Annotated in this window: 23 protein-coding genes; 8 read left to right on the top strand and 15 right to left on the bottom strand. The window is 63.4% G+C overall.

What is annotated here, in order from left to right:
- Positions 1-1,551, bottom strand: a complete 1,551-nt coding sequence (gene metG / locus BM449_RS13200) for a methionine--tRNA ligase (RefSeq protein ID WP_071801608.1) — start codon at positions 1,549-1,551, stop codon at positions 1-3.
- Positions 1,552-1,640: 89 nt separating this feature from the next.
- Here metG and BM449_RS13195 point away from each other — a divergent pair, with 89 nt between their 5' ends.
- Complete coding sequence (locus tag BM449_RS13195; protein ID WP_071801607.1) at positions 1,641-3,413, top strand: FAD-dependent oxidoreductase; 1,773 nt, start codon at positions 1,641-1,643, stop codon at positions 3,411-3,413.
- Position 3,414: 1 nt separating this feature from the next.
- On the opposite strand, the gene BM449_RS13190 is transcribed toward BM449_RS13195, so the two are convergent.
- From BM449_RS13190 to rpmG, 3 genes are all read right to left on the bottom strand, one after another.
- Complete coding sequence (locus BM449_RS13190) at positions 3,415-5,433, bottom strand: ribonuclease catalytic domain-containing protein (protein WP_311134029.1); 2,019 nt, start codon at positions 5,431-5,433, stop codon at positions 3,415-3,417.
- An 8-nt stretch (positions 5,434-5,441) separates the two neighbouring features.
- Complete coding sequence (gene rpsR, locus BM449_RS13185; protein ID WP_071802293.1) at positions 5,442-5,663, bottom strand: 30S ribosomal protein S18; 222 nt, start codon at positions 5,661-5,663, stop codon at positions 5,442-5,444.
- 89 nt (positions 5,664-5,752) lie between these two features.
- The gene (gene rpmG / locus BM449_RS13180; protein WP_071801606.1) at positions 5,753-5,947 is read right to left on the bottom strand and encodes a 50S ribosomal protein L33; all 195 of its coding nucleotides are present in this window, start codon (positions 5,945-5,947) and stop codon (positions 5,753-5,755) included.
- Positions 5,948-6,057: 110 nt separating this feature from the next.
- Between rpmG and pheT the strand changes: the two genes are divergently transcribed.
- Positions 6,058-8,517 (top strand): phenylalanine--tRNA ligase subunit beta, encoded by a 2,460-nt coding sequence (gene pheT, locus BM449_RS13175; RefSeq protein WP_071801605.1) that lies wholly within the window; start codon positions 6,058-6,060, stop codon positions 8,515-8,517.
- Here pheT and rlmD read toward each other — a convergent pair.
- On the bottom strand, positions 8,507-9,886 hold the full coding sequence (gene rlmD / locus BM449_RS13170; protein WP_233830791.1) for a 23S rRNA (uracil(1939)-C(5))-methyltransferase RlmD: 1,380 nt from the start codon (positions 9,884-9,886) through the stop codon (positions 8,507-8,509). The genes pheT and rlmD overlap by 11 nt on opposite strands.
- Positions 9,887-10,049: 163 nt before the next feature.
- Between rlmD and apcD the strand changes: the two genes are divergently transcribed.
- Positions 10,050-10,544 carry an allophycocyanin subunit alpha-B gene (gene apcD / locus BM449_RS13165; protein ID WP_071801603.1) on the top strand — a complete coding sequence of 165 codons (495 nt, stop codon included), beginning with the start codon at positions 10,050-10,052 and terminating at the stop codon, positions 10,542-10,544.
- Positions 10,545-11,362: 818 nt separating this feature from the next.
- On the opposite strand, the gene BM449_RS13160 is transcribed toward apcD, so the two are convergent.
- A protein-coding gene (locus tag BM449_RS13160; protein WP_120352794.1) for an IS3 family transposase occupies positions 11,363-12,474 on the bottom strand; the annotation gives its coding sequence in 2 pieces (ribosomal slippage) (positions 11,363-12,216 and positions 12,216-12,474; 1,113 coding nt in all).
- A gap of 130 nt (positions 12,475-12,604) precedes the next feature.
- Between BM449_RS13160 and BM449_RS13150 the strand changes: the two genes are divergently transcribed.
- Entirely contained in the window at positions 12,605-14,155 is a 1,551-nt protein-coding gene (locus tag BM449_RS13150; RefSeq protein ID WP_071801601.1) for a Ppx/GppA phosphatase family protein, read from the top strand.
- Between the two features lie 386 nt (positions 14,156-14,541).
- On the opposite strand, the gene BM449_RS15475 is transcribed toward BM449_RS13150, so the two are convergent.
- Positions 14,542-15,114 (bottom strand): J domain-containing protein, encoded by a 573-nt coding sequence (locus BM449_RS15475; RefSeq protein WP_233830788.1) that lies wholly within the window; start codon positions 15,112-15,114, stop codon positions 14,542-14,544.
- Between the two features lie 267 nt (positions 15,115-15,381).
- On the opposite strand from BM449_RS15475, the gene BM449_RS15470 reads away from it, so the two are divergent.
- Positions 15,382-15,621, top strand: a complete 240-nt coding sequence (locus BM449_RS15470) for a hypothetical protein (RefSeq protein WP_233830785.1) — start codon at positions 15,382-15,384, stop codon at positions 15,619-15,621.
- Here BM449_RS15470 and BM449_RS13140 read toward each other — a convergent pair.
- A complete protein-coding gene (locus BM449_RS13140) occupies positions 15,618-17,234 on the bottom strand; it encodes a DUF3370 family protein (protein ID WP_083544681.1) in 1,617 nt (538 codons plus the stop codon). The genes BM449_RS15470 and BM449_RS13140 overlap by 4 nt on opposite strands.
- Before the next feature lie 285 nt (positions 17,235-17,519).
- Here BM449_RS13140 and BM449_RS13135 point away from each other — a divergent pair, with 285 nt between their 5' ends.
- Entirely contained in the window at positions 17,520-17,714 is a 195-nt protein-coding gene (locus BM449_RS13135; RefSeq protein WP_071801599.1) for a sigma factor SigF, read from the top strand.
- Here the strand turns inward: BM449_RS13135 and BM449_RS13130 are convergent.
- From BM449_RS13130 to BM449_RS13110, 5 genes are all read right to left on the bottom strand, one after another.
- Positions 17,662-18,441 (bottom strand): sigma-70 family RNA polymerase sigma factor, encoded by a 780-nt coding sequence (locus tag BM449_RS13130; RefSeq protein ID WP_071801598.1) that lies wholly within the window; start codon positions 18,439-18,441, stop codon positions 17,662-17,664. The genes BM449_RS13135 and BM449_RS13130 overlap by 53 nt on opposite strands.
- 105 nt (positions 18,442-18,546) lie before the next feature.
- Positions 18,547-19,380, bottom strand: coding sequence for an ATP adenylyltransferase (locus tag BM449_RS13125; RefSeq protein WP_071801597.1), 834 nt, complete (start codon positions 19,378-19,380; stop codon positions 18,547-18,549).
- The gene (locus BM449_RS13120) at positions 19,367-20,359 is read right to left on the bottom strand and encodes a SpoIID/LytB domain-containing protein (RefSeq protein WP_233830782.1); all 993 of its coding nucleotides are present in this window, start codon (positions 20,357-20,359) and stop codon (positions 19,367-19,369) included. Before BM449_RS13120 ends, BM449_RS13125 begins: the two co-directional genes overlap by 14 nt.
- Positions 20,341-21,336, bottom strand: coding sequence for a PhzF family phenazine biosynthesis isomerase (locus tag BM449_RS13115; protein WP_071801595.1), 996 nt, complete (start codon positions 21,334-21,336; stop codon positions 20,341-20,343). The genes BM449_RS13120 and BM449_RS13115 overlap by 19 nt, the downstream gene beginning before the upstream one ends.
- Positions 21,333-22,289, bottom strand: coding sequence for an NAD(P)H-dependent glycerol-3-phosphate dehydrogenase (locus BM449_RS13110; RefSeq protein ID WP_233830778.1), 957 nt, complete (start codon positions 22,287-22,289; stop codon positions 21,333-21,335). Before BM449_RS13110 ends, BM449_RS13115 begins: the two co-directional genes overlap by 4 nt.
- Here BM449_RS13110 and BM449_RS13105 point away from each other — a divergent pair.
- Positions 22,288-23,070 carry an SDR family NAD(P)-dependent oxidoreductase gene (locus BM449_RS13105; protein WP_071801594.1) on the top strand — a complete coding sequence of 261 codons (783 nt, stop codon included), beginning with the start codon at positions 22,288-22,290 and terminating at the stop codon, positions 23,068-23,070. The genes BM449_RS13110 and BM449_RS13105 overlap by 2 nt on opposite strands.
- Before the next feature lie 32 nt (positions 23,071-23,102).
- Here the strand turns inward: BM449_RS13105 and BM449_RS13100 are convergent, their stop codons facing one another.
- Positions 23,103-23,453 carry a DUF2237 domain-containing protein gene (locus tag BM449_RS13100; protein ID WP_233831368.1) on the bottom strand — a complete coding sequence of 117 codons (351 nt, stop codon included), beginning with the start codon at positions 23,451-23,453 and terminating at the stop codon, positions 23,103-23,105.
- A 245-nt stretch (positions 23,454-23,698) separates the two neighbouring features.
- Here BM449_RS13100 and BM449_RS13095 point away from each other — a divergent pair, with 245 nt between their 5' ends.
- The gene (locus BM449_RS13095) at positions 23,699-23,920 is read left to right on the top strand and encodes a hypothetical protein (RefSeq protein ID WP_071801592.1); all 222 of its coding nucleotides are present in this window, start codon (positions 23,699-23,701) and stop codon (positions 23,918-23,920) included.
- Positions 23,921-23,948: 28 nt separating this feature from the next.
- Here BM449_RS13095 and BM449_RS13090 read toward each other — a convergent pair whose 3' ends face one another.
- Positions 23,949-24,221 carry a DUF4090 family protein gene (locus tag BM449_RS13090; RefSeq protein WP_071801591.1) on the bottom strand — a complete coding sequence of 91 codons (273 nt, stop codon included), beginning with the start codon at positions 24,219-24,221 and terminating at the stop codon, positions 23,949-23,951.
- Between the last annotated feature and the right edge of the window lie 35 nt (positions 24,222-24,256).

The raw sequence follows: 24,256 nt of genomic DNA, 5'->3' as shown, positions 1-24,256 counted from the left end.
TCATTCCCCCGGCTCAAGCCGGGCCATGACCGGCTCAGGCTGGGGCAAGGGGAGACCCTCTTCGAGAACGCCCCAGCGCAGTTGCTCCAACCAAGTGCCGGCAGCGCCACTGGACAGTGGAGGCTGACCGAGTTGCTTCAACATCCTTTCGCAGAGATCGGGCAGCAGGGGCGCCAGGAGCAGGGCCACATGCCGGCTGGCCTCCAGAACGACATAGAGATCATCGGCCACCTGCAGGCGACCGTCCCCCTGTTTGATCCGGCTCCAGGGCGCCTGTTCGTTGAGGTAGCCGTTAGCGGCGATCGCCAGTTGCAACGCGGCTTCAGCGGCCTGACGGAAGTCCAGGCGCTCCATGCCAGCAAGCACCAGCTCCCGGGCCGTAGCCGCCGCCGCCGCCAAGGGATGGTCGGCCATGAATCCAGCCGAGACGGGAGGCACGGCGTTATCAAACCAGCGCCGGGCCATTGAGGTGGTGCGGTTGAGCAGGTTGCCGATCGTATTGGCCAGGTCGTTGTTGACCAGATCGAGGAAGCGTTGCTGCTGGAAGTCCCCGTCATCACCAAAGGTGATGTCGCGCAGCAGATACCAGCGCACCGCGTCGCGGCCGTAATGCTCCAGAAGCTCGGCTGGATCGAGCACATTGCCCAATGATTTACCCATCTTCTGGCCCTCCCGGGTCAGGAAGCCATGGCCAAACACCTGCTGGGGCGGCTCCAGGCCCGCCGAGAGCAGCATGGCGGGCCAGTAGACGGCATGGAAGCGCAGGATGTCCTTGCCGATCACGTGGACATGGGCTGGCCAACCGCGGGTGATGGCGAGATCCAGATCGGCGGGATCGCCTGGCTCAAGCAGGGCCGTGATGTACCCCAGCAAGGCATCGAACCACACATAGAAAGTGTGATCGGCATGGCCGGGAACGGGGATCCCCCAGGGCAGGTGCAGGCGGGAGATCGAGAAATCGCGTAGCCCCTGGGCCACGAAGTTCTCCACCTCGCGGCGCCGGCTGGCTGGTGCGATGAAGCCCGGCTGGCTCACCAAAGCTTCGATCTGAGCCTGATAACGCGACAGGCGGAAAAACAGGTTGAGCTCATCGCGCCACTCCAGCGGCCGGCGGTGAATCGAGCACTCCGGATCCTCAGCCCCGAGGGCATCATCCTTGAACTCTTCGCAAGCCACGCAGTACCAGCCCTGCTGGCGGCCTTCCACCACATCGCCTGAAGCCTCAACCCGTCGGTAGAACTGCTCGACAATCTGCCTGTGGCGAGGATCGGTGGTGCGGATGAAGCGATCGTTGCTGATCGTCCAGCGTTGCCAGAGCTTCTCGTACGTTTCGCTGACCTGATCGCAGTGGGCCTGGGGGCTGACACCGCTGGCTTCTGCCGTGCGTTGAATTTTGAGGCCATGTTCATCACATCCGGTGATGAACAACACCGGCTCGCCCTTCAAACGCTGGAAACGGGCCTGGGCATCACAGGCCAGGGTGGTGTACGCACTGCCAAGGTGCGGCTTGTCGTTGACGTAATAAAGCGGGGTGGTGAGGGTGTAGGTCATGGAGCCGGATCTTACCCATCGCTGCCGCTCCTTCAGAATCCGGCCGTTCGCCGGGAGTCGCTATCAACAGGATCGAAGACGGCGCTGAGGTGGTGGTGTGGGGAGGCGGCAGCGGTGGTGTGGCGGCGGCGCTGCAGGCGGCCCGCAGCGGAGCGTCCACACTCTTGCTCACCCCGGGCTCCTGGTTGGGGGGAATGGTGAGCGCTGCCGGGGTCTGCGCTCCCGATGGCAACGAGCTCTCGCCCTGGCAGACGGGACTGTGGGGAGCCTTGCTGCGCCAGTTGCAGCAAGAGGAACCCGAAGGGCTCGATCAGAACTGGGTGAGTTGCTTCGGCTGGCGGCCAGCCACGGCAGAAACCATCTTGCGGCGCTGGCTGGCAGCAGAACCCCGCGCCCGCTGGTGGAGTAACTGCCGCCTCCGGGACGTGGAGTGCCTGGGCTCGCGCCTGCTAGCCCTGACCGTGGAGCGGGGCGGCCAGCTGCTGCGGCTCCCCTTCGAGGTGCTGGTCGATGGCAGCGACCGGGGCGATCTGCTGCCACTAGCAGGCGTGCCGTTCCGGCTGGGCTGGGAAGCCCGCGAGGAATGGAATGAACCCAGTGCCCCGCTGCGCGCGCGACTGGAGGCGGAGCCATTTTTCCAGCGCCAACGGCTGCAATCCCCCACCTGGGTGGTGATGGGCCAGCTGGGAGAGGGCGGCTGCCCGGACGGGCGGCGGCTGGCGGCGCCCTTTGAGCAGGCCAGCAGCCACTTCGGCTTGGAGCGGACCATCACCTACGGGCGCCTGCCTGGCGGTCAGGTGATGTTGAACTGGCCGCTGCATGGCAACGACTGGCACGGAGATCTCGGCGGAGCTTTCAGCGGCGATCCCGTCGCTGAAAGCCACCTCTACGGCCAGATGCGTGCCCATAGCCTCGCTTTTGCCGCCGCCTGCGTGGAGGCCACCGACGGTTGGATGCAGCTGGGCTCGGTGTTCCCTGAGGCAGGCGATCCGGCCACAACCGGCCGCTCTGCCCTCGCCCTGATGCCCTACTGGCGAGAGGGCAGGAGGCTGTTGGGGCAGATCACGGTGAAAGAGCAGGATCTGCTGCCGAGCGGCCCGGGAGCCTCGATCGCGCCGCTTCCTTTTGATGGCGCGTCGATTGGACCCCAGGCCGTGCAATCGATTGCCGTCGGCAACTACGCCAACGATCACCACTATCCCGGCGAAGACTGGACCCTGGCCGCCAAGAGCTGCCGCTGGGGCGGCCGCTGGAGCGGCACCCCCTTCTGCATTCCCTACGGCGCCCTGGTGAGTGCGGCGGTTGACAACCTGTTGACGGCCGACAAGTGCTTCAGCAGCAGCCACATGGCCAACGGCGCCACCCGGCTGCAGCCGCTGATCCTCAACATCGGCCAGGCAGCAGGAGCGGCGGCCGCCCTGGCAGTGCGCCTGGGTGTGCCCCCGGTCGCTCTGCCGCTGCGGCCACTGCAACAGGCCCTGATCAATGATCCCAAGGCACCGGCCAGCCCCGTGCCGCTCTGGGATACCCCCTGGCACCATCCCGATCGCGCTCGGCGCCAGCACGCAGCGTTGGCCGATCCAAGCCTGATCTCAGCGGCAGGTCGCTGGTGTGGGCCAGCGGGGAGCGCCGCGATGGCGCCACCGCAAGAGGCCCAGGCCCAAAGGTTCAGCGGCCACCTGCACCCTGATGGCGCAGGCGGCTACAGGCTGGACACAAACTCAGCCAGCTGGCCCGTCATCACGCTTGAGCCTGTCTTGGCCAGCTGGCTGGAAGCCCAGCAGGGTCCCTGCCAGGTTGCCTTGATTGCCGTGGCGAATCCCTGGGGACCGTGGTTGCGGGCCTCCCGATTGGCGGATTGACTCAGCGCGCTTCCAGTCGGAGCAGGTCAGAGAGAGAATCCACCTGCTGCACCGTGACAGTGAAGCCATCACCGGGGGCAGCAGAGTCCGGGCAGCGCATCGCCTGATCCATGGCCAGCGCCTCGAGATGGACCAAACCGAGCCGGTCCTGGGGGCGGAGCCAGCGCAGAAACAACCCTTGCCAATGCTCGCTGCGATGCTGCTCGAACCAAACCTGCTGCCAGTGGCGCTGATCTTCGCGGCTGATCTGGATGCCCTCACGCAACACCGGATCAAGCTCGTTGAGCACCTCAGCCAGGGCGTCTTCGCCCAGCGGCTCCTCTCCTGAAGCAAGGGCCGCCAGCTGGCGCTGGACCACCAGATCACCGTAGCGGCGGATCGGAGAGGTGGCCTGGACATAGGCCGGCAGGCCAAGGCTGAAGTGCGCTGAGGGGCGAACGCCACTGCTGCCGCGCGCCAGGCAGCGGCGCAGGGCTGCATGACGCACGGGCCCCGGAGGTAGCGCCAGCAGCTCGGCCTCCGCTGGCAACTCAGCAGCGGGCTGGCCGCGATAGGGCAAAGCCAGGCCCTGCCTGGCGCCGTGTTCGGCCAGCACAGCTCCGTTGAGGATCATGGCTTCGGCCACCAGGGCCCGCGCCGCTGTCGGTTCGGTGATCTCCAGCTCCGCCCGCTGGCCGTCGGTGCGGATCCGCCCCTCCGGCTGCTCCATCTGCAGGGCTCCCTGCTGCAGTCGCCACTGCCGGCGCTGCTGCAACAGCAGATGCAACTGGGCCAGGTCGGCGTCCTGGGGTGGGGCCAGCTCGATCAGGTCATCACCATCGCTGTAGGTGAGCCGGTAGGTGGGGCGCACCCAGCTGCGCTTGATCGCATAGTTCGCGACAGCGCCATCGGCGGCCAGTTCGATCGACGTGCTCCAGGCAGGGCAGCGCTGACCCTGGCGCAGGCTGAACGGCCCTGAGGCCAGCGCGAAGGGGAACATCGGCACAACCTGCGCCGCTAGGTAGAGGCTGGAGGCCCGTTGCCGCGCCTCAAGATCCAGGGGTGAACCGGCCGGCACCAGCCGGCCCGGATCAGCGATATGGACCCAGATCCGGCAGCGGCCATCTGGGAGGGTTTCGAGGGAAAGGGCGTCGTCAATCTCCTCGGTTTCGGCGTCATCGAGGCTGTAGGTGCGCAGGCCGGTGAGATCACAGCGGCCTTGGTCGCTGGCGGTCTCCTGGTCGGCGCTGGCCATGAGCCGGCCGGCCTCCTCGAGCAGTTCGGCACTGAAGCCCCGCTCCCAGACACTGCGGCGCATCGAGGGGAGGCCATGGGGCTCCCATTGGCCCAGATCCACCAACAGATGGCGGATCGGACCGGGTTCCGCCGCGCAACCGGCCTGCTGCAAGCCACGGCGCAGCTCCGGGGACAAGCTGACATCGCTGGAGCCCGCAGCGAGCGAAAGCAGGAGCTCAAGCTCATCGCGCTGCGGGGCCGCCAGAGCTGCCGGCTCAATTGGAAGGCGCTGACGCAGCAGCTCGAACCAGGCGTCGCGGCGTTGGTCGGCGAGGCGAGCAAGGCGCCGCTCGCGCCGCAACTGCCTCAGATCCTTGAGCGAGCGGGGCTGGATCTCAGCGTTGCGCCAACGGAAAAAGAGCTGGTTGCCCTGTTGCAAGGCCAACCAACAGGCCGCGCGAGCCGCCGGGGTATCGGCGCTGGCCACCAGCTCCACAAAATCCTCGAGCGTGCAGGCCTGATCGCCAAGTAACATCCAAGCGGCCGCCAGATCCTTGGGGCCGGGATCGAGGGCGAGAAGGGCAGGTTCCGAAAGCTGCCAAGGAGCTCGGTCGATCCGGCCAGCCTTCGCCTGGCTGTCAGGGGAAGAAGCGATTGGATCAAGCTGACGCAGCGGGAGCTGCTGAGAGCGCCCCGACCAGCCAACGCAGAGGCTGGCCTTGGAGCCGTTGAGCGCCACCAACACAGCCAGTTCCGGTCCCTTCGGACCGATCAGGCCAACCAAATCCCCCGTTTGCAGGGCCAAGGCGCTACTCAGCCTTCAGGATTCACAAAGGGGAGCAGGGCCAGGATGCGAGCGCGCTTCACCGAGTTGGTGAGATCACGCTGCTGCTTGGCCGTAAGACCTGTGAGGCGGCGGGGCAGGATTTTGCCACGCTCAGTGATGAATTTCTTGAGAAGATCGACGTCTTTGTAGTCGATCGGATCACCGGGCTTGATCGGTGAAAGACGCTTTTTGAAAAAAGAACTGGCCATGAAATCGAAACAGGCAGGGTGGAAGAAAGGTTGACTGGCAGAGCACTGGAGATTGAACGAACGATCGATCAATCACTTCAGCGCCGAGCTCACTTGATCTCTTTGTGGATCGTGCTTTTGTTGCAGTGAGTGCAGAACTTCTTCAACTCAAGCCGTTCGGTGGTGTTACGGCGGTTCTTCTGGGAGGTGTAACGAGACACCCCGGGAGACCGCTTGGCGGGATTGGACCGGCATTCCGTGCACTCAAGAGTGATCACGAGCCGGACGCCCTTGTTTTTAGCCATGTAAGGACGTGCGCCGCTTGTGCGATGCGAACTGACAACATCTGATCTTACCTGCAGAGCCCCCCACCCCCTCTCCTTAAGATTGGCAAGTCTTTGATGGTTCAAGGCGGATGCGGGTCTCGCTCCAATGGCTGCGGGAACTCGTGGCCTGGGATGGACCGGTGACGGAGCTTGCCGATCGGCTCTCGATCGCCGGTTTCGAAGTCGAGCAGATCGAGGATCTCGCCGCCAGCGCCGCAGGCGTGGTGGTGGGTCAGGTGCTGGAGAAGACTCCCCACCCCAACGCCGACAAGCTCAATGTCTGCCGCGTTGACGTCGGCGCAGAAAGCCCGCTTCAGATTGTTTGCGGCGCTGCCAATGTGCAGGCTGGCCAGAAGGTGCCGGTCGCCCTCGTGGGTGCCCACCTGCAGGCCGTCGCCCTGACGATCAAGCCTGCTGAGCTCAGGGGCGTGGCCAGCAGCGGCATGATCTGTTCCCTCAAGGAGCTGGGCCTGGCTGACGACTCCAGCGGCATTGCCGTGCTCGATGCGCTGCTGGAAACGGTGCCAGCGCTCGGCAGCCCCGTCGGGCCCAGCCTGGGCCTCGACGACCAGGTGCTGGAGCTGTCCATCACCGCCAACCGCCCCGATGGTCTGTCGATGCTGGGCATTGCCCGGGAGGTCGCCGCCCTGACCGGAGCCCCCCTGCAGTCCAGCGTCCCCGCACGGGCGATCGAGGCGCAACCTCTGGCGGTGGCCGCCGCCGATCAGCAGGCGATCGAAGCCGGTGGCCTGTTCAGCCTCACCGCCCTCAACAGGGTGACTGTGGCGGCCTCCCCCAAGTGGCTGCAGCAACGCCTGGAGCATGCCGGCCTGCGGCCGATCAACAACGTTGTCGATGTCACCAACCTGGTGATGCTCGAAACCGGCCAACCCCTCCACGCCTTTGATTCCGACCGCCTGGCCGGGCTTGGCGGCGGCGAGGCAACGGCGCAGCGGATTGGCCTGCGCCAGGCGCGCAGCGATGAAGCCTTCACCAGCCTCGATGGCTTGGAGCATCGCCTCAGCAGCGAGGCCCTGGTGGTGACCTATGCCGGCACACCTGTGGCCCTGGCCGGGCTGATCGGCGGGGCGAACAGCTGCGTACAGCCGGCCACCACCAACCTCTGGCTGGAGGCCGCCGTCTTCGCGCCCCAGGCGGTGCGACGCAGCGCCCGCAGCGTCGGATTACGCACAGACGCCAGCCTGCGCTTTGAAAAGGGCCTGCCGCGGCAGGTGACCCTGGCGGCAGCGGATCGAGCCGTCGCGCTCCTGCAGGAGATCGCTGGCGCCCAGGTGGGCGAACGCTGGCTGCATCAACGACCTGGCCCGCCGCCGCCGCCCCTGGAACTGCGCCGCAACGCCCTGCATCAGCTGCTCGGTCCGGTGCTGGTGGACGGCGCCGAAGTGGATCTGGACGATCAACGGATCACCGGCACCCTCGAAGCCCTCGGCTGCCGGCTCGAAGCGGGTGACGGGGGCTGGACCGTGACGGTGCCCCCATCGCGGGCGATGGACCTGCAACGGGAAGTCGATCTGATCGAAGAGGTGGCCCGCCTGGTCGGCTACGACCAGTTCGCCAGCCACTTGCCTGATCCGATCTGCCCAGGGGGCCTGGAGCCAGTCCAACGGGCGGAGCGACGGCTGCGTCAGGCCCTCTGTTCAGCTGGCTTGCAGGAACTCTGCGCCCTTTCCCTGGTGCCGGCGGAATCCAGCCTCGGCACGGCGCTGCGGGTGCCCCTGGCCAACCCCTTGCTCGCCAATTACAGCCACCTGCGCGACAACCTGATCGAAGAGATGCTGCAGGCGGCTCGCCGCAATCTGCAGGCGTCGCGAGCCGGTTTCTGGGGCTTCGAAATCGGCACCGTGTTCCGCCCTCCCGCCGATGGGAACGAGGTTCCCAGGGAGCATCTCGAACTCGCCGGAATTATCTGCGCTGAGCGGCGCAGTGAGCTCTGGAGCAATGGCGGTAAGCCCAGCCACCCCGATTATTTCCAGGCGCGCGGGATCTTGCAACAGGCGCTGACCAGCCTGGCCATTCCTTGCGTCGATCGCCATCTCGGTGACCCGTTACTGCTGCATCCCGGCCGGGCCGCCGAGTTAGTGGTCGAGGGCCAGGTGGCCGGCTGGTTCGGCCAACTCCATCCCGCTCGGGCCGAAAGCCTCGACCTGCCAGAAGCCACCTATCTGTTTCAGCTGGCTCTCGCCCCCTTGCTCACGGCGGCCACACGGCGCAACCGCTGGCAGCCCAGCTATGCCCCCTACGCGACCGTGCCGGCCTCGGAGAGAGATCTGGCGCTCGTAGTGCCAGCCACGGTCACAGCAGGCGAACTGCTGGCTGCGATTCGCAAAGCTGGTCAACCGATGCTCGAGTCCGCTGAGTTGATCGACCGCTATGCCGGTGATCAGGTCGGCGCCGGAGCCGTCAGCCAGGCTTTCCGCCTGCGCTACCGCGATCCCCGACGCAGCCTGACTGAAGCCGATGTGGAGCCGAGCCACAGCGCGATTCGTGACGCCCTGGCCAAGCAGTTCGGCGCCCAGCTCAGGAGCTGATCACCCGCTCAAGCACGGCCAACGCCTCGACATGGCTGGTCTGGGGGAAGAAGTCGAGCGGTTGGATGCTGCGCACGACCAGGCGGCCATCGGCACTCAGCCTGGCCAGATCCCGCGCCAGGCTGGCCGGGTTACAGCTGAGGTAAGCCACCCGAGCGGGAGGGTCAGCCACGATGGCCTCGCAGACCTTGTGCGGCAGGCCCTTGCGGGGCGGGTCGAGCAGCAGGGCATCGGCGTGGCGCAGGGCTTCGGGCAGGCCAATCGCCACATCGGCGACCTCCAGTTCGACGTTGTTCAAGCCGTTGAGGGCGGCATTGATGCGGGCCTGCTCCACACTGCCGGCCTGTTGTTCAAGGCCCAGGACCTGGGCGCCGGCAGCCGCCAGCGGCAGGGTGAAGGTGCCGATGCCGCAGTAAGCATCGACAATTCTGCGATCAGGCGAGGGCTGCAGGGCCTGCAACAGCAAGGGCAGCAGTTGCTCTGCCTGGGCGGTGTTGACCTGGAAAAAAGTATCGGGACCGATCTGATATTGAAGGCCGGCGAAACGCTCGATCAACCAGGGACGACCGGCGATGCAGCGGGTGGTCGGGCCCATCAGGGTGTTGTTGGGCCGGGGCTGGAGGTTGAGGCACACCCCGACCAGCTCAGGCCAGCGCTCCATCCAGATCGCGGCCTGGATCGCCAGATCGGGGAGGTCGTCATGGCTGCTGATCAGGGTGAGGAGCACGTCGCCGGTGTGATGGCCCAGCCGCAGGGCCAGATGGCGCAGCCCACCGCCTTCACTGAGGTTCACGTCCACCGGCCAGTCACTGACCTCCAGATCGTGTTTGAGCGGAGCGATCAGGCGATCCAGGCGGGGATCGAGCACCGGACAGCGGTTCATGTTCACGATCCGGTGGCTGCCACTGCGGTAAAAGCCAGCTCGCAAGCGCCCCTCAGGGGTGCGCTCGAGGGGAATCACCGCCCGGTTCCTGTAATCGGTGGGAGCCTGGGCCGGAATGATCGGCTCGCTTTCGATGCTCAGCCCGCCAATGCGGCGCAGGGTTTCCTGGACCAACGTCTGCTTCCAGAGCGCCTGGGCCTGGTCTTCAAGGTGCTGAACACTGCAGCCACCACAGTCGTTAGCGAGGATGCAGGGCGGTTTGCGGCGATCGGCAGAATCGTTGTGGCGTGTGATCAGCTCGGCCACCAGATGGCGCTGGGCCCGGTGCTGAACACGCACGCGCACGTTCTCGCCAGGGAGGGCATTGGGCACGAAAACCACCAGACCAGACTCACCTTCTGCGGAATCAGCCGTACGGGCCACACCCTGTCCCTCGTGGTTGAGGCCGTGGATGCACAGCTCCAGTTCGATGCCTGTTGCCGGCAAGCTAGAGACCATTAACAGCACCCCATCAGCAAGACCCCAGCACCGGGTTCGGCCCAGCAGAAACGAACTTTGACCCTAGATGCAAAGGGGCATTACACATGGCTCCCTTGGGGCTCCCCTGGGCCAAAGGGTCGATAGGATGCCTGGGCGCGTGGTCGAGTGAATGAGCGTTGTCCGGGATCTGATCCTGCAAGCCGATGATCAGCTCCGCTATCCAAGCGGCGGTGAGTTGCGTTCGATGGCGCAGTTCCTCTCGGGCGGTAACCAGCGCATCAGGATTGCCCGGGTGCTGAGCGAAAACGAGAAAAAAATTGTCAGTGAATCGGCCAGACAGCTGTTCGAACTCAAGCCCGACTACGTCGCCCAAGGTGGCAATGCCTACGGTCAGCGGCAGCGGGCCCAGTGCCTGCGTGATTTCAGTTGGTACCTGCGCCTGGTCACCTATGGCGTGATGGCCGGCAGCACTGAAAAAATCCAGGAGATCGGTCTGGTCGGTGCCAGGGAGATGTACAACAGCCTGGGCGTTCCGATGGCGGGCATGGTGCAGGGGATGCGCAGCCTGAAAGCCGCTTCCCTGGTGCTGCTCGGCACTGAAGACGCCGCCGTTGCCGCGCCCTATTTCGACTTCCTGATCCAGGGAATGCAGACCTCGGTCTAAAACTCCAGCTGGAACTCCGCCCCGTCAGCACCCTTTGCTCAGGGGTGACGGCTACCTGCCGAGGTTCTTCGCGCAGGCAGGCGTTTTGTGGCGCCCAAAAGGGTCTGCCCTCAAGAGGGTCTTTGCCCAATAGGGGAGCGGAACAGGGCCCCAGGCCGCTGCGGACTGGACGAACTTACTCGCGAATCCAGCTCTGGATTCAGTATTGGACCCATTTCACTTCTCATTCGAGACAAGCGCAACTCTTCTGCGAGACAAGCGATAGCGCAGAACAGTCGCGTCAAAGCCTTCACTCTAGAAATGGTCTTTGAATGGGACTAGCCATAAGTCCTGATTGGGATGTCTGATACATTCACTTCAGCGGGCTTGCGACGGAAGAACGCAGCCAATAACACACGCGCTGAGGATCACGTGAACCAGCAAAACCATGCAAGCGCGATGACTCAACTGACGTAGATGAGTCAAGCAAGAAGACTCTTCAAGAGAATTGTATGAGACACCTTAGAGTAGCTTAAGACTCATTTCAAGACCGAGAACAGGACTTGGATGAGACTCACAGGAGCCTGAAGCAGACAGTTCCAATCAAGCCACCAGCAGTACGACCCGAATTTTCGCTGCCAAAGTGAATCCGCCGCGATGCCGCCAGAACAAGAGCGGGCCGCGAGAGAGCCCAACTTGGCATCGACACAATGAGGGGTGCATCAAGTCCAAGCTCAATCCAGCTGCAAGCGACGGTTGGCGATGACTGCGGTCATCACCGAGCGGCTCTGACGTGACCCCCATCAGTGGTCCAGTTCCAGTGAGAGCTGGTGGGGTTGTCATGCCGCTCTCCATTGCTGGAGGACTTCCAAGGGCGTACGCCCTTGGAGAGCCGAATGCGGTCTGTATGTGTTGTACTCCATTCTGTGCCTTTCCGCCAAGATCTTGGCTTCATTGACCGATGAGAAGAGTTCAATATTTAGGAATTCATCCCTGAGCCTGCCATTGAAGGATTCAACGAATGGATTCTCCCAGGGTGATCCTGGTGGGATATAGGCGACGCCAGTGCCACTTCCTGTGCACCATTCCTGCAGGGCATGGGCAATAAACTCTGGTCCATTGTCCATCCTCAAGTGGGTGGGTGCTGGATGCTGTTTGAGTAGCTCCTCAATCGTGTCGATCACATCCACAGCCTTGCAGCGCCGGCCCACCCGAATGGCCAGACAGACGCGACTGAATTCTTCCACGACATTCAAGAACTTGAGATTTCTGCCATTCATAGTCTGATCAAACTGGAAATCAATCGCCCATACGTGATGTGGGTACTCGGCCCTCAGAAGCTCTCTCGATCCGTTTGCCGCTCTCGAGCGCTTCCTCTTGCGGGGCAGAGGCCGCTGTAACCCTTCCTCCCGCCAGATCCGTTGCACCCGCTTGTGGTTCACGCTCCAGCCATCCAGGAGCAGGCGCCGATAGACCAAGCGCCGTCCCCAGCGCACATGGCGACGTGCCAACGCCAGGATGCTCTGCCGAAGCTTGTGCTCCTCAAGATCAACAACGCGTGCTGGTCGGCGTTGGGTGGTGCGGTTCTGTCCTGTCAGACGGCAGGCGCGCCGCTGCGAAACCCGGAATCGATCCTGCAGAACCACAACGGCTCTGCGGCGTCGTTCCGGGCTTAGAAGTTTCCCTCGGCAAGCTCCTTGAACATGGCCTTGTCGAGCTCTGCGTTGGCCAACAATCGTTTGAGCTGAGTATTCTCGTGCTCCAGCTCCTTGAGTCTCTTGGCCTCGCTGGATTTCATTCCTCCGTAGAGCTGCTGCCAGCGGTGGTACGTGGGAGCCGAGACCTCCAAGGCCCGACAGACATCGGCGACAGTCTGACCTTGGTTGAGCAGCTGCTCGGCCTGCCGAAGCTTGCGGATGATCTGCTCTGGGTTGTGGCGCTTGCGTTTCATTGGGCTTCTCCTGGCCAAGTCTGGCCAATAGGGAAGCTCTCATAAGGACTGGTTCAGTTTTTAGGGTCCACGTCAGCTCCATCAAACGAAAATGACGTCATGATGATCGAAACTGACGTCTGGCTGATCGATGAAACTCGCCGCGATCGATATTGGGACGAACTCCATTCACATGATCATCGTGGAGGCGATCGCCGAGCGGAATTTCAAAGTGATTGAGCGCGAAAAAGAGATGGTCAAGCTGGGGAGTGGGGTTTTCGCAACCAGGCAAATCGGCGATCGCGCCTTTGAAACTGGCTTAGACGTGATCAAGCGCTATGTGCGGTTCGCTGAACAGGTTGGCGTTGATCAGGTGATAACCGCCGCAACCAGCGCCATACGCGAAGCGCAGAATGGTGAAGCCTTTTTAAGCGATGTGGAGAGCCGCAGTGGGCTGACTCCCCGGATGATTTCCGGCAAAGAGGAAGCCCGTCTGATTCTCTTGGCCGTTCGTAATTCAATCGCACTTGGCGTGGATAAAGCCCTCATCTTTGATATCGGTGGCGGCAGCACGGAAGCTGTGATTGGTGATCGGCAAAACCTGCTTTTCAGCAAGAGCCTGCAGTTGGGAGTGCTTCGCCTACTCGATATGTTTGAAGATCAAGGTCCCGTAGGTAGTGAGGCTTGCCACCTTCTTGAAGCACACATCCAGGCTTTGGCCCAGCAGACAATCGACCAGATTCGAGTCATCGGTTTCGACCGGGTGATTGGTACCTCGGGCTCCATTCGTACGCTAGGAGAGGCAGCCAATCTTCTGGCCGGCGGCGATTCTTGGCAATCGGTGAATGCCGAAACAGTTCAACTCAAAGACATCGAACGCCTGACGCATGAATTGCTGAAAATCAAAGCAGCAGATCGCGCCAAGTTCGATGGAATTAGCGAGAAACGAGCCGATGCTATCCAACTGGGCGGCGTCTTACTCATGCAGTTGTTGAACATGGTTGGCGCCCAAGAAATCACCCTTTGCGATGCGTCTCTGCGTGAGGGAATGATTTTAAACTATCTTGAGCAACACACGCACAGGGTCACATCCTTTCCGGCTTATACGAATCTACGCGATCGGAAGGTGGCTCAACTGGCCCTGAAATATGATTCCGATTGGCAGAGAAATGAACACGTTTCCAGCTTGGCATTACAGCTTTTCGACCAAACCCAAAAGCTTCATTCCTACACCCTATTCGAGCGCAATCTGCTGCGATTTTCCGCCCTACTTCATGATATCGGCATGTACATATCTTTCCGGAAACACCACAAAAACTCGCGAGATATTATTAAGCGGACAATTCCACGGGGCTTTACCGATGAAGAAACGTCATTGATCGCCATTTTGATGCGTTACCACTGCAAAGCGGCTCCAACCAAACGGCATAAACGCTTCAAGAAGTTGTCAAAAGCACATCGCCAGATGATTCGAGTTCTCTCAGGTCTACTTCGAGTCGCAATCAGTCTGGACAAAACCAAGACCGGGCGCGTTCAGTCCTTGTCTTGTCAGCTATCAGAAAACACGATGAAGATCGGAGTCTTAGGCACTGGCAACCTTGATCTGGAACTTTGGGCCGCCCGGCGCGATCGCCAGGTGCTGGCCAAAGCCCTCGATCGCAACATTGAGTTTCACCAACTTCCCTGTTTCCCCTCGTCCTGATCGCGTGCTGGACCATAAAGAGAGCACGGCGAAGGCGCTCATCAGCTTGCGTACCTGCTTTTTAAGCAGGTACGCAAGAACAGGCAATCCAGTCCTGGCAAAGGTTTAGGGAAGGGCTCGTTAGTACTGGACAGTGGCCAACGACCGGATTGGACAGCAAATCCGCTGGGCAGAAACCAGGGACCAGCAACCAAAAGCCATCCACCTCACCCAATGACCAAAACCCGAAACTTGGCGAAGGCCTGCAACCTGAAACCAGCTAGTTGAAGGCTGCAGGCCAGGGCGAGAGCGAATAAGAACGCAAGGGCCCAATCGCTAGATCACCGAACTCAACCAAGACTCAGGTCAAGACTAGACATAAGACCAAGATGCGAACCATGAGGCACTCAGGCCTTAGCGCGATAGAGCTCCTTCAGCAACTGGTAGGCCTCGTTAAGGCGGCGCATCGCATCGGCGCTGCCGCCGGCGTCGGGATGGTGATTCAAGGCCTGCTCGCGGTAAGCCTCTCTGATCTGATTGAGACTGAGGCGATGCCCGGTCTGGGTGGGCAGGTTCAGCTGACGCAGGGCCCCCTGCAGCGTCATGGTGTGCTCCAGGGTCTGGAAGGAGGTGCCGCGATGCCGGCGGCGGAAGCGGTGCACAAAACGACGGATCAAGGTGGGGATCCGCAGCGTCAGGGTTTCGGTGCTGAAGGGATCCTCCAGCAATCCGGCAGCCACCATCACCCGATCGAAACTGGCCGGCCCTGCAGGCCAGGCGGGAATGACACCGAGAATCCACTGCTCAGCCAACGACCAGGTGAACGGGCGGCCATCGGATTGGTCGGACTGGGGCCAGATCTCCTGGGCCAGCCAGATCATGGAGGCCTCCAGCACCGCCGCATTGGCCTCGGTGCCATAAAGACTGAGCCAATGCTCCCTTGTAGCCAGCAAGGCTTGATCCAGATCGATCGGGGCCAACGGCGGCAGCGGTTCCTGGCTCCGCACCGACCCTGTCGCTCGGGGATGCAGGCTCTGCCGCAAGCGGTCGGATTTCTGCTTGACAAATCCGGGCAGATCGATTCCTGAGCCTCTGCCCCGTGATCCTGCAGGAGGCTGCGGATCAGCGGCTCGCGTGGTCTCCGGAGCTAGCAAGCCCTCAGCACCTAGCGGAGTGCTAGCCGCTTCGAAGTCGAACACCAGTTCGGCTTGGTGACTGTTGGCCAGGAGCACGAGAGAACCATTCTCATGCAAGACGAGCGCTTCTTGGTTGTCGTCTTCAGTCTCGAGATCTTCCTCACTGCTGAACAGATGGTTGAGAAGTCGCTCCAGTGCATCGCCCCGTTTGCGATACCCCCACTCGCTGCAGAGCTGATCAAACTGCGCAAGACGATCCAATGGCAGATCGAGGCTGAAGCGCTTTCGTATCGGTCGTTCAGCTTCAGCCACGACTGCTCCTACCTCTGCTCACCGGCGGCGCAGATCTAGCGCTCCATCATCTGGTTGAGAAAATCCTGCTGGGCAGTGGCGGCCTGCTGATAGCGATCCAGCAACGACTGGGTGACCTGGGGAGTGTCCCGGTTGCCTGGGAGGCCTGGAGTTGTTTGAGGCAGGCCACGGTTCAGCCGGGGCAAGGGTAAGGGTGGTAAGGGCTGCATCCAGGCGGGGATCACGGCCGGACGGCCCAGAGGCAGGAGGGGAGGCCTGGGAGTTGCCGGGGAGGGATTGACCCTGGGTGTGGCTGGCCTGACTGGCCTGTTGGCCGCCGGCGCGGGTGCGGGGGCAGGGGCCACGACAGGCGGTCTGGCGGTGCCGGCCACGGCCGGGGGAGCTGGAGGAGCTGTCCTTTTTCTCGCTGCTGCTGCTGCCGCTTCGGCGCGGGCAACCTCCACCTGGCGCTCGCGCTGACGCAGCTGGGCGAGCTGAGAGGCCGGAACAACACTGAGTAAGTGGCCAGGCGTGGCATCAGCCGGATAAACCAGGCTCACCCTCAGCGGATTGTTCACCCCGGGGGAGATGTTGAGTGAACCCAGGGAAAGGCTTTCCCCGGATTGCATGCCCACGTGAACTTCGCGGTAGCCCTCGCTGGTTTCGATGCCGATCGAACCGCGAAAGGCGGTGAATTGCTTGCCAGGAGCTGTCGGATGGCTGAGAACCAACTCGTAGGGCCCGCTGCCTTTGAGATCGAGATTGACATCAAAACGCACGCCGTAGGTGCCGATGTTGTCGAGAGCCGAATCCAGCATGCGGCTGGCCAGCTGATTCACCTGGACGTCACGGGTTCCGAAATTGTGGCGAGGGGTGCTGGTGAGCGGCACATGCAGTGGACCGCTGCTGAGATCGTGGCTGAGACGGGCCTCATAGGCATCACCGAGGGCCACACCACCGACCCGGGAGAACACCCTGCCATCATTGATTTTGGGCAACATATCTAGATAGGTGCGGCCTGGAGCAAGCACACCCTGATCAAGGACGGCAATCAGGTCGGCATCGGTCTTGGGATCCTCCGCAGCGATGACCGCCATCTGGAACGGTCCGTCGCTGCGCCCCCGCAACAGGCCGTTGGCAATGCCACGGGCCGGCAGCCGGGTGTGGAAGAGAACGGCCCGGCTCTTGGGAGGGATCACGAAGCTTGCAGGCATCTTCGAATCCAGTTGATTGCGCAGCATGATCACGGCTGTGGCATCACCCGGTCCGGTGTTCCAGGGCCGCGGCCCCAACGGCTTCACTCCCATCAGGTGGTTGCCTAAATAGGGAGCCTCGAAACTGTTGCGAACAGCACCACGGTCGAACTCCAGGGCGACAGGCTTCGCCCCCGGATTGATCACGATGGTGGCAATCGTCAGCTTGCCGCGCACATAGCGTCCGCCCAGGCGGCTGGCATCTTCAGGGAAATACTTGTGATGGGCATGCAGGCCAAATTCACCGTTGAAGGTGAAGGTGGCATTGTCGAGCCGTTGGCCGGTCTCCCGGGCCCAGGCGGAACCCGGTGCGGTGTTGATCAAGATGCCGGGTCCGAACACCTCCTCCGGCTGATTGGAGTGGAGCACGGGCACCTTGTTGAAGGTGCCATTGAGGGGGCGGGCAGACTGGCCCGCCATCAGCGAGACATAGGCCTGGGCCGGAGCGACCTGAAGAACGGCGGCGCCGGAGAGGGCCACGGTGAGGGAAAGAACGCATCCCCTGGAGACGGCAAAGTCGTTTCTGAAATTCAAGCGATCCAACAACCGAAAGACTGGTTCTGTGCTGATCGATCCGGCTGTACTGATCTGGCTGCGCGCAGACAGGGGATCTCACTAGCGGTTGATAATGGCACAGGTCGATTCAAGCCTTCACCGCAACCGCTGAACGGTCGCTAGAACCGTCTGGTCCTGAACCATTTTTCCATGTTCCCCTCCTTCGGCTGTTGCTCCGGCAGCAACAGTGACCCCGAGGCCAGTCGCCGTGCCTACCAGGAGCGCAAGCTGCGCATGCTCACCTTCTGGCGCGACGGTGTGGAACGGCAGTTGGCGGCTGTCAGCGCGGCCATCAACACGCTGGAGCAACAGATGCACCGGGATGGACCCTCAACTCAGAACTAAGATCCTGGCTTGATTCCTTCAGTCGGCTCCTGAGCTCGACGAGAGCCGTGCGCAGGCGGCGGTGAACGGTCATCGGACTGACATTCATCGCTTTGGCGGCCTGCCGGAGACTGCAGCCCTCCAGGACCACCCGCCTGACCACCGCTTGCAGGCCGGGATCGAGCCCCTCGAGAACCGCCATGGCCCTTCCTTCCTCAGCCCCTGAGCCAGCGCTTGCGGGCTGGTCTGGAGCGGCCAACTCAATCCCGTGGAGATCAAGAGACACCGGTCTGGCCAGGCCGCGAAGCTGCTCAAACCGTTGCCACTGGGTCAGGCCCAAGCCCAAGGCGGCGCAGATCTCCGTGGCGTTGGGTTCGCGGCCGGCCTGCATGGGCCAGGTCCGCTTCAGTTGGCGCAAGCGGTCTTCGAGTTCCTGCTGGCGCCTGGGTAACCGGATCGGCGCCGCCTGATCTCGCAAGTAATGAAGGATGGCACCGCGGATGTGCTGCCGGGCAAAGGCTGAAAACGGCGTCCCCAGGCTGGGTAGAAAAAGCTCAGCGGCCCGGATCAAACCAAGCAGGCCAACCTGGATAAGGTCGTCGGCGCACTCGGGGCTCAGAGCGCTGTAGTGAAGGGCAATGGGCCGGACCAACTCGCGATAGCTGGCCACGCGGCGATTGCGTTGGTTGAGCTTCTCGGCAGCGACCGAGTCGGTCTTGCCGAAATCCACAGCGATGGGGTGGGACATAAGGGAGCGGAGCAATCGATCAATGGGATGGGAACTGGGGAGGGCGCTGGACGCCGCTTCCTTTTCCACAAAGATCCCCGTCGCTTCGATCTGGCAACCGTGAAATCACGGAACCTTGGTGGCCACCGCTTCAAGCAGGGCCCAGGGTCCATGGGCCTTCAACCAGTCCAGATTGGAGTGCTCGGTCAACAACAGATAACCGGCAAAGCCGAGCGCATTGATGCTGAAGCCGGCCACATGCTCCTGGCGCCGCCGAATCATCAGGAACCACTCACGGCAGAACAGCAGGTTGTAGGGGGGCGGAGGGGTTCCGGCGGCGGCGGGATCCCCCAGGCCCAGGGCGATCGCCCCTTCGCGGTAGTGGGTCGCCAGGTCAGAGGCGGTCTCCCCCGCTGCCCTGGCCCTGAGCTGATACAGCCAGGGCCAGGGCGCCGCATCACCGCGAAGCTGGGCGCGAAGGGCAGGCTCCAGCGGGCAGGAAGGCTCCCCCCTGTGGCGGGGCAAGAGCTGAAGGTGACGGTGGGGTTGGCTGGCTCCAGCCTGGGCAGAACTGTTGAAGAACCACAGCCCGGTGGTGTCTTGATCCACGGCCAGCACAGACCGCCAGTCGGCCGCCTCCAGCCAGTCGTTCTGCGCAGCCCACCTCTGGGTGATCAGCAGCACGTGTCCCGCCTGGACCGGATACTTGTTCAGCAGAAGCACATGGCTTTCGCCCAGGCGCTCCACTTCCAGCGGGGGTTCCCAGGGCAGGAAGGGATTGGCGCGGGGACCTGCTGCCCTGAGATGTTTCGGCGTGGCGGAGCAGAGGCGACGCAACTGAAACGGAGCCCAGCCCTCTGGGCTGACGAGGCGGGTGATCAGGGGGACTAAACTGCCCTGGCGGCAAGCCTGGTCGCTGCGCTCCAGGGCCGCCTGCCAGAGGCGCTCAGTTCTTGGCACCGATCTGGAGCCTGGCCAGGGAGGCTCCCTGGTAGTAACGGCCGAGAATCTGGTTGTAGGTCAGGCCACTGAGGGCCAGTTCTTGCGCGCCTTCCTGGCTCATGCTGGCGCCCAGATGACCATGGGCCTCCACGGTGATCTGGCTGTTGGCCGCGTAGAGGCTTTCAACAATTCCCCCCTGGTAGCTGAGGATGAGCCCATCGGTGCGCCTGACCGCTTCGGCCGTGCGGTCCGTGACCGAAGCCAAGCCCCGGTAGGCCTGCCAGCGGGTGGTGTCCCCCAGATGCCAGTGGGGGTCGGCAGGTCTGGCCATATGCGCCAGGGCGTAGGAGCGGGCCGCCACCGCCTGGGCCTTGAGGGCCTGGATCGACCAGGAGCTAGGCATTTCCGCTCCCACCACCGACATCAAATAGCGCTCCAGAGGAAGATGGTTCACCGGAGTCAGGCCATCGCCCGTGCGAAGCAAGCGAATCCGGCCCTCGTAGGCCTGGCCGTTGACCAGCAGGGCAGAGCCAGCAGTGGTGGAGAGCCAGAGGCCGTTGGCCCCCGCTGGCAGGGCCGCGAGTGCCAGCGGTGTCTGGGCGGCTCCCTGGAGCAGAACGTCTCCGTCACTGCTGCGCAGCGTCCAAGGACCGGTGGCCGTGAGACTGGGCTGGCCGACCTGCCGCAACAGCGCCACGCGGATCTCCAGGGCAACGGACTGACCGGGGGCCGGCTCCACCAGGGTTGCTGCACCATCTGGCAGGCCGGGAGCAGAAGGAGCCGGCTCGGCGCGGCGGGCCTCGATGGCTTCGAGGCGGCGCTCTTCGACGGCCTGATCTTTGGCAGGTTCGGTGACGGCCGGCAGCAGCGCATCAAGGACGCGGTCGTCGGGAATTGGCGGGGCAGGGCGGAACGATTGGGCCAGGAAGCCCACACCAATGGCACACACGCCCAGGGGAGCGCCCAGTAAAAATTGCTTCAGCTGCCTGGAAGGCACCGCCGCCATTCGGCGGTCGCGCCAGCGGCGCAGCCAGTTATCAGGACGCCATCCCAAATTAATCGCCCCGAGCCTGTCAACTGGATCATGCCTGAAGACAGCCGTTCGCAGAGCATTCCGCCCCCCTGGCTCGACGCCTGCCAGCCCACCACCTGGCGGCGTTGCCGTTGGGCGCACCACCACGGGGCCACCAGGGCATGGGCTGAGCCGGTGACCGGATCCTCGCTGATGCCCAGGCCAGGCGCGAAGAAGCGGAGTTGGTAGTCGGCTGGCTTCCCCATCACCAGCGGCCGTCCTTCGCCACTCGGGCAGCCTTGCATCAATACAAGGCCGGCGCGCAGCTCACCGGCCAGAGCCAGCGCAAAGGCCTGGCCATCCAAGCTCGCGAGGTCGGCGGCTTCAGCCAGCAGGGCGACCCAATAGCCCAGGTCGGACCGCCAGCTGGCCTGCAGGGAAACCCCGAGAAAAGCAGAGAGATCCTGGGGCAAGGGGCAGGCCTCCAGGGGCGATGCAGGCAAGACCAGATCGGCGGAACCAGCACTGGATCTGCTGGTCAGGCCCTCGCCCTCGGGGTGGTCGGGGTGGCAACGCACCGTCAGGCCGCCACTGCGGGTCTGAAAACAGCTGGCCGATCCCCGAGCCAATCGCTTCCAGTGGGCCAACGCCAAGGTGGCGGCGAGGGTGGCATGGCCGCAGAGCGGCACCTCACAGCTCGGCGTGAACCAGCGCAGGGCCCACGCCGGCTGATCAGGGTTTGGGGCAGGGTCCTGGCCCGGGCCAGGGATCTCTAGGGCGGCCATGGGAAGCAGGAAGGCCGTTTCTGATTGCTTGAAACAGGAGGCCACCGACTGCATCCAGGCTGCTGAGGCCGGTTTGTCGAGCAGTACCACCGCCGCCCCATTGCCCTGCTCCAGGGTTTCGGCGAACGCGTTGATCAGCACGGCCGGCGGAGTGGCCCCGTCTGGAAGGCCTCTCATCGCTTCTCCTGGCCGAGCTCCCGCTCCATCAGGATTCTGAGCACCTGATCGGCCGTGGATAGCCCCTCGACGAAGGCCACCACCTGTTCACAGATCGGCAGACTCAGATCGTGCTGGCGGGCCAGCGCCATGGCCGCCTTGGCAGTCATCGGCCCCTCCACGGTGGCCTGGAGGGTCTCCCTGGCCTCGGCTGCGCTCACCCCCTGCGCCATCAGGCGACCGAAGCGGTAGTTGCGGCTCAAGGAGCTGTTGGCTGTGGCCAGGAGATCGCCCAACCCGGCCAATCCGTAGAGGGTGGCGGGGGCACCGCCCATGGCCACCAGCAGACGGCCCATCTCGGCCAGACCCCGTGTGAGCAAGGAGGCCTTGGCGTTCGTGCCCAGGTCGAGCCCATCGCAGATTCCGGCCGCCACCGCCATCACGTTCTTCAGGGCTCCAGCCAACTCGGTGCCCACCGGATCGCTGTTGGTGTAGAGGCGAAACGAATCACTACTGAGCTCACGCTGGAGTTCAGCGGCAAGGGCGGCATGGGAGGAAGCCAAAACACTGGCGGCCGGTAGGCCCTGCTCCAGCTCGGTGGCCAGATTCGGTCCGCTCAGCACCACACTGCGCATACTCGGCAGGTTCTGCTGCCAGACCTGGGAGGCGGTGAGTTGTTGCTCCAGGTCGATGCCCTTGGTGCCACTCAACAGCGGCAGACCATCCGGCCAGGCCGGCTCCAGCTGGCGAGCGAGCGAGGGAACACCGGCCATGGCCACGGCACAGATGATCAGGTCCTGGCCCCCTAGCAGGCTGGCCGGGTCGGTTCGATGCGTGCGGGACCAGCGCTGCACCCGATGGCCCTGTTGCTCGAACAAACCGGAGAGGGTTCGGCCCCATGCACCCTGTCCCAGAACGCCGATCCGCATCGCCATCCCGCCATCATGCGACATCCAAGAGCGGGAATTGGTCATGGCCTCAGCCCTGAACCCCAGTGCCGACGGGGCCCACGGCCTTCGGCATTGGCGGGGCGACGCCCTGGTGGTCGGCTGCGGCGGCATCGGTCGGGCCCTGCTGGCTGAACTGGGCCGCCGGGCCCCCGGCCTGACGCTCTGGGCCGCCAGCCGTCAGGGTTGGTGCCCAGGCCCGGACGACCCCGCCACAGGCGTGCGCAGCGTGGCGCTCGACCTGACTGATGACTCCAGCCTGGAGCGGTTCGCTCTGGCGCTCGAGCCGCTGCGCTCCTCGTTGCGACTGGTGATCAACACCGCAGGCCTGTTGCATCAAAGCGGCCTGCAGCCGGAGAAACGCCTGCGCCAGGTGAACCGCCAGGCCCTTGAGCAGCTGTTTGCCGTCAATGCCTACGGGCCCCTGCTGCTGGCAAAGGCGATCGAGCCGCTGCTGAGCCGCAGCGAGCCGGTGCTGTTCGCCAGCCTCTCGGCCCGGGTGGGCAGCATCGGTGACAACCAGCTCGGCGGCTGGTATGGCTACCGCGCAGCCAAGGCGGCCCAGAACCAGTTCCTGCGTTGCCTCGCGCTGGAGTGGCAGCGGCGGCTTCCTCTGGCCTGTGTGTCGCTGCTCCATCCCGGCACCACGGAAACGCCGCTCTCGGCGCCGTTCCGGGCTTCGGTACCGTCCGAGCGGCTGTTCAGCCCGGAACGGGCCGCCAGCCAGCTGCTGGACGTGCTGGAGGTGCAGGGACCGGAGCAGAGCGGGCGATTCCTGGCTTGGAACGGGGCCGAGATTCCCTGGTGAGCAGGCCAGGCCAGCCGCCTAGGCCTTGGCTCTTACGCCTTCACGGCCGTCTGGCGCAGCAATTCGAGCGGAATGATCTGCAGGGCCGACTGTTCGGTGGCTTCCAGGCACACCGGTGGAGCGACGCCATCTTGATGGGCCTCCAGCCAGCGAGCAGCGCAGACGCACCAGTGATCTCCTGGCTTGAGGCCAGGGAAGCCATAGGCCGGCATCGGTGTGCTGAGGTCGTTGCCCTGGGAGCGGCTGTAGCTCAGAAAATTTTCGGTGACCACGCAGCAAACCGTGTGCTGACCCAGGTCGCTGCTGTCGGTGCGGCAGCGTCCGTCACGGCGCCAACCGGTGAGGGGCTGGCAGCTGCAGATCTCCAGGGGCTCTCCAAGCACGCTCAAAGCCTGTTCGCCAGCGGGATTCGGGCTGGTGGGAAGGGGAGAGGGATCCAATCGAAAAGGTGCTGCTGAATGGAATTCTGACTGGGAGAGCCCACGAATCGCCGCCGAGAGGTTGACGAAGTCGGGGGGGAAGGCAGTAAAGGTCATGCAGTGGAGCTGCTAAAGAAGACTCTCTTCCTCTTGCCCCACCGTCTTTACTTGAACCGCTTTTCCTTGAACCGTCTTTCCTTGACACCTTCATGAGCTGGGATTTCACCGAGGATGCGGCCTTCATGGCCCTGCACGACGCCTTCAAGGAGAGCGGTGAAACATCCGCCATGGAGTTCCTTGCCCATGGGGAAGGCGCCTTCCACTTCCAGGAGCTCAGCCAGAACGCCGCCGGCGAGGGCTTGGATCTGAGCGATTCCACCAACCTGCAGGCTTTTCAGCAAACGGTCATCGACAGCCTCCAGGACCTTTGAGGCCTTAAGGCCCCCGGTGACCTGGATCTCAGCTGTAGAAGAAGGCGATTTCTTTGTCCTTGAGGCCATCCCAGCCGGCTGAACGAAGCCGGGCATTCAGGCTGGCTTGATCAAAATGCTTGGCGCCGGTCTTCACCACCCTGTTGCGCATTGATTTGCGCACCCCGCTGCGGGCCCGCTGGGCCTCCAGCGCCATCACCTCGTTGTAAAGGCTGAGCATCTCAGCGGGAATGGGGCTTCCATCGAGATCAACTCCAGCGGCGATCGCCGCATCAACGCCATCAGGACCGGCCATCGCCATCACAGAACAGGAAGACACCTCCTCAGCCTGCCACT

This window comes from Synechococcus sp. SynAce01 (assembly GCF_001885215.1).
GTDB classification, from domain to species: Bacteria; Cyanobacteriota; Cyanobacteriia; order PCC-6307; family Cyanobiaceae; genus Regnicoccus; species Regnicoccus frigidus.
Note: the sequence above shows the minus strand (reverse complement) of the source record. Positions and strands in the feature narration are given on the sequence as shown.

What these genes read in the sequence shown, in the direction of transcription:
- rpmG (WP_071801606.1), bottom strand. Translation starts at nt 5,947, where the DNA reads ATGGCTAAAAACAAGGGCGTCCGGCTCGTGATCACTCTTGAGTGCACG.
- BM449_RS13105 (WP_071801594.1), top strand. Translation starts at nt 22,288, where the DNA reads ATGGCCTCAGCCCTGAACCCCAGTGCCGACGGGGCCCACGGCCTTCGG.
- BM449_RS13110 (WP_233830778.1), bottom strand. Translation starts at nt 22,289, where the DNA reads ATGACCAATTCCCGCTCTTGGATGTCGCATGATGGCGGGATGGCGATG.
- apcD (WP_071801603.1), top strand. Translation starts at nt 10,050, where the DNA reads ATGAGCGTTGTCCGGGATCTGATCCTGCAAGCCGATGATCAGCTCCGC.
- BM449_RS13090 (WP_071801591.1), bottom strand. Translation starts at nt 24,221, where the DNA reads ATGGCGATGGCCGGTCCTGATGGCGTTGATGCGGCGATCGCCGCTGGA.
- BM449_RS13135 (WP_071801599.1), top strand. Translation starts at nt 17,520, where the DNA reads ATGTTCCCCTCCTTCGGCTGTTGCTCCGGCAGCAACAGTGACCCCGAG.
- rpsR (WP_071802293.1), bottom strand. Translation starts at nt 5,663, where the DNA reads ATGGCCAGTTCTTTTTTCAAAAAGCGTCTTTCACCGATCAAGCCCGGT.
- BM449_RS13095 (WP_071801592.1), top strand. Translation starts at nt 23,699, where the DNA reads ATGAGCTGGGATTTCACCGAGGATGCGGCCTTCATGGCCCTGCACGAC.
- BM449_RS13130 (WP_071801598.1), bottom strand. Translation starts at nt 18,441, where the DNA reads ATGTCCCACCCCATCGCTGTGGATTTCGGCAAGACCGACTCGGTCGCT.
- BM449_RS13140 (WP_083544681.1), bottom strand. Translation starts at nt 17,234, where the DNA reads ATGGCGGGCCAGTCTGCCCGCCCCCTCAATGGCACCTTCAACAAGGTG.
- pheT (WP_071801605.1), top strand. Translation starts at nt 6,058, where the DNA reads ATGCGGGTCTCGCTCCAATGGCTGCGGGAACTCGTGGCCTGGGATGGA.
- BM449_RS13150 (WP_071801601.1), top strand. Translation starts at nt 12,605, where the DNA reads ATGAAACTCGCCGCGATCGATATTGGGACGAACTCCATTCACATGATC.
- BM449_RS15470 (WP_233830785.1), top strand. Translation starts at nt 15,382, where the DNA reads ATGCAAGACGAGCGCTTCTTGGTTGTCGTCTTCAGTCTCGAGATCTTC.
- metG (WP_071801608.1), bottom strand. Translation starts at nt 1,551, where the DNA reads ATGACCTACACCCTCACCACCCCGCTTTATTACGTCAACGACAAGCCG.
- BM449_RS13115 (WP_071801595.1), bottom strand. Translation starts at nt 21,336, where the DNA reads ATGAGAGGCCTTCCAGACGGGGCCACTCCGCCGGCCGTGCTGATCAAC.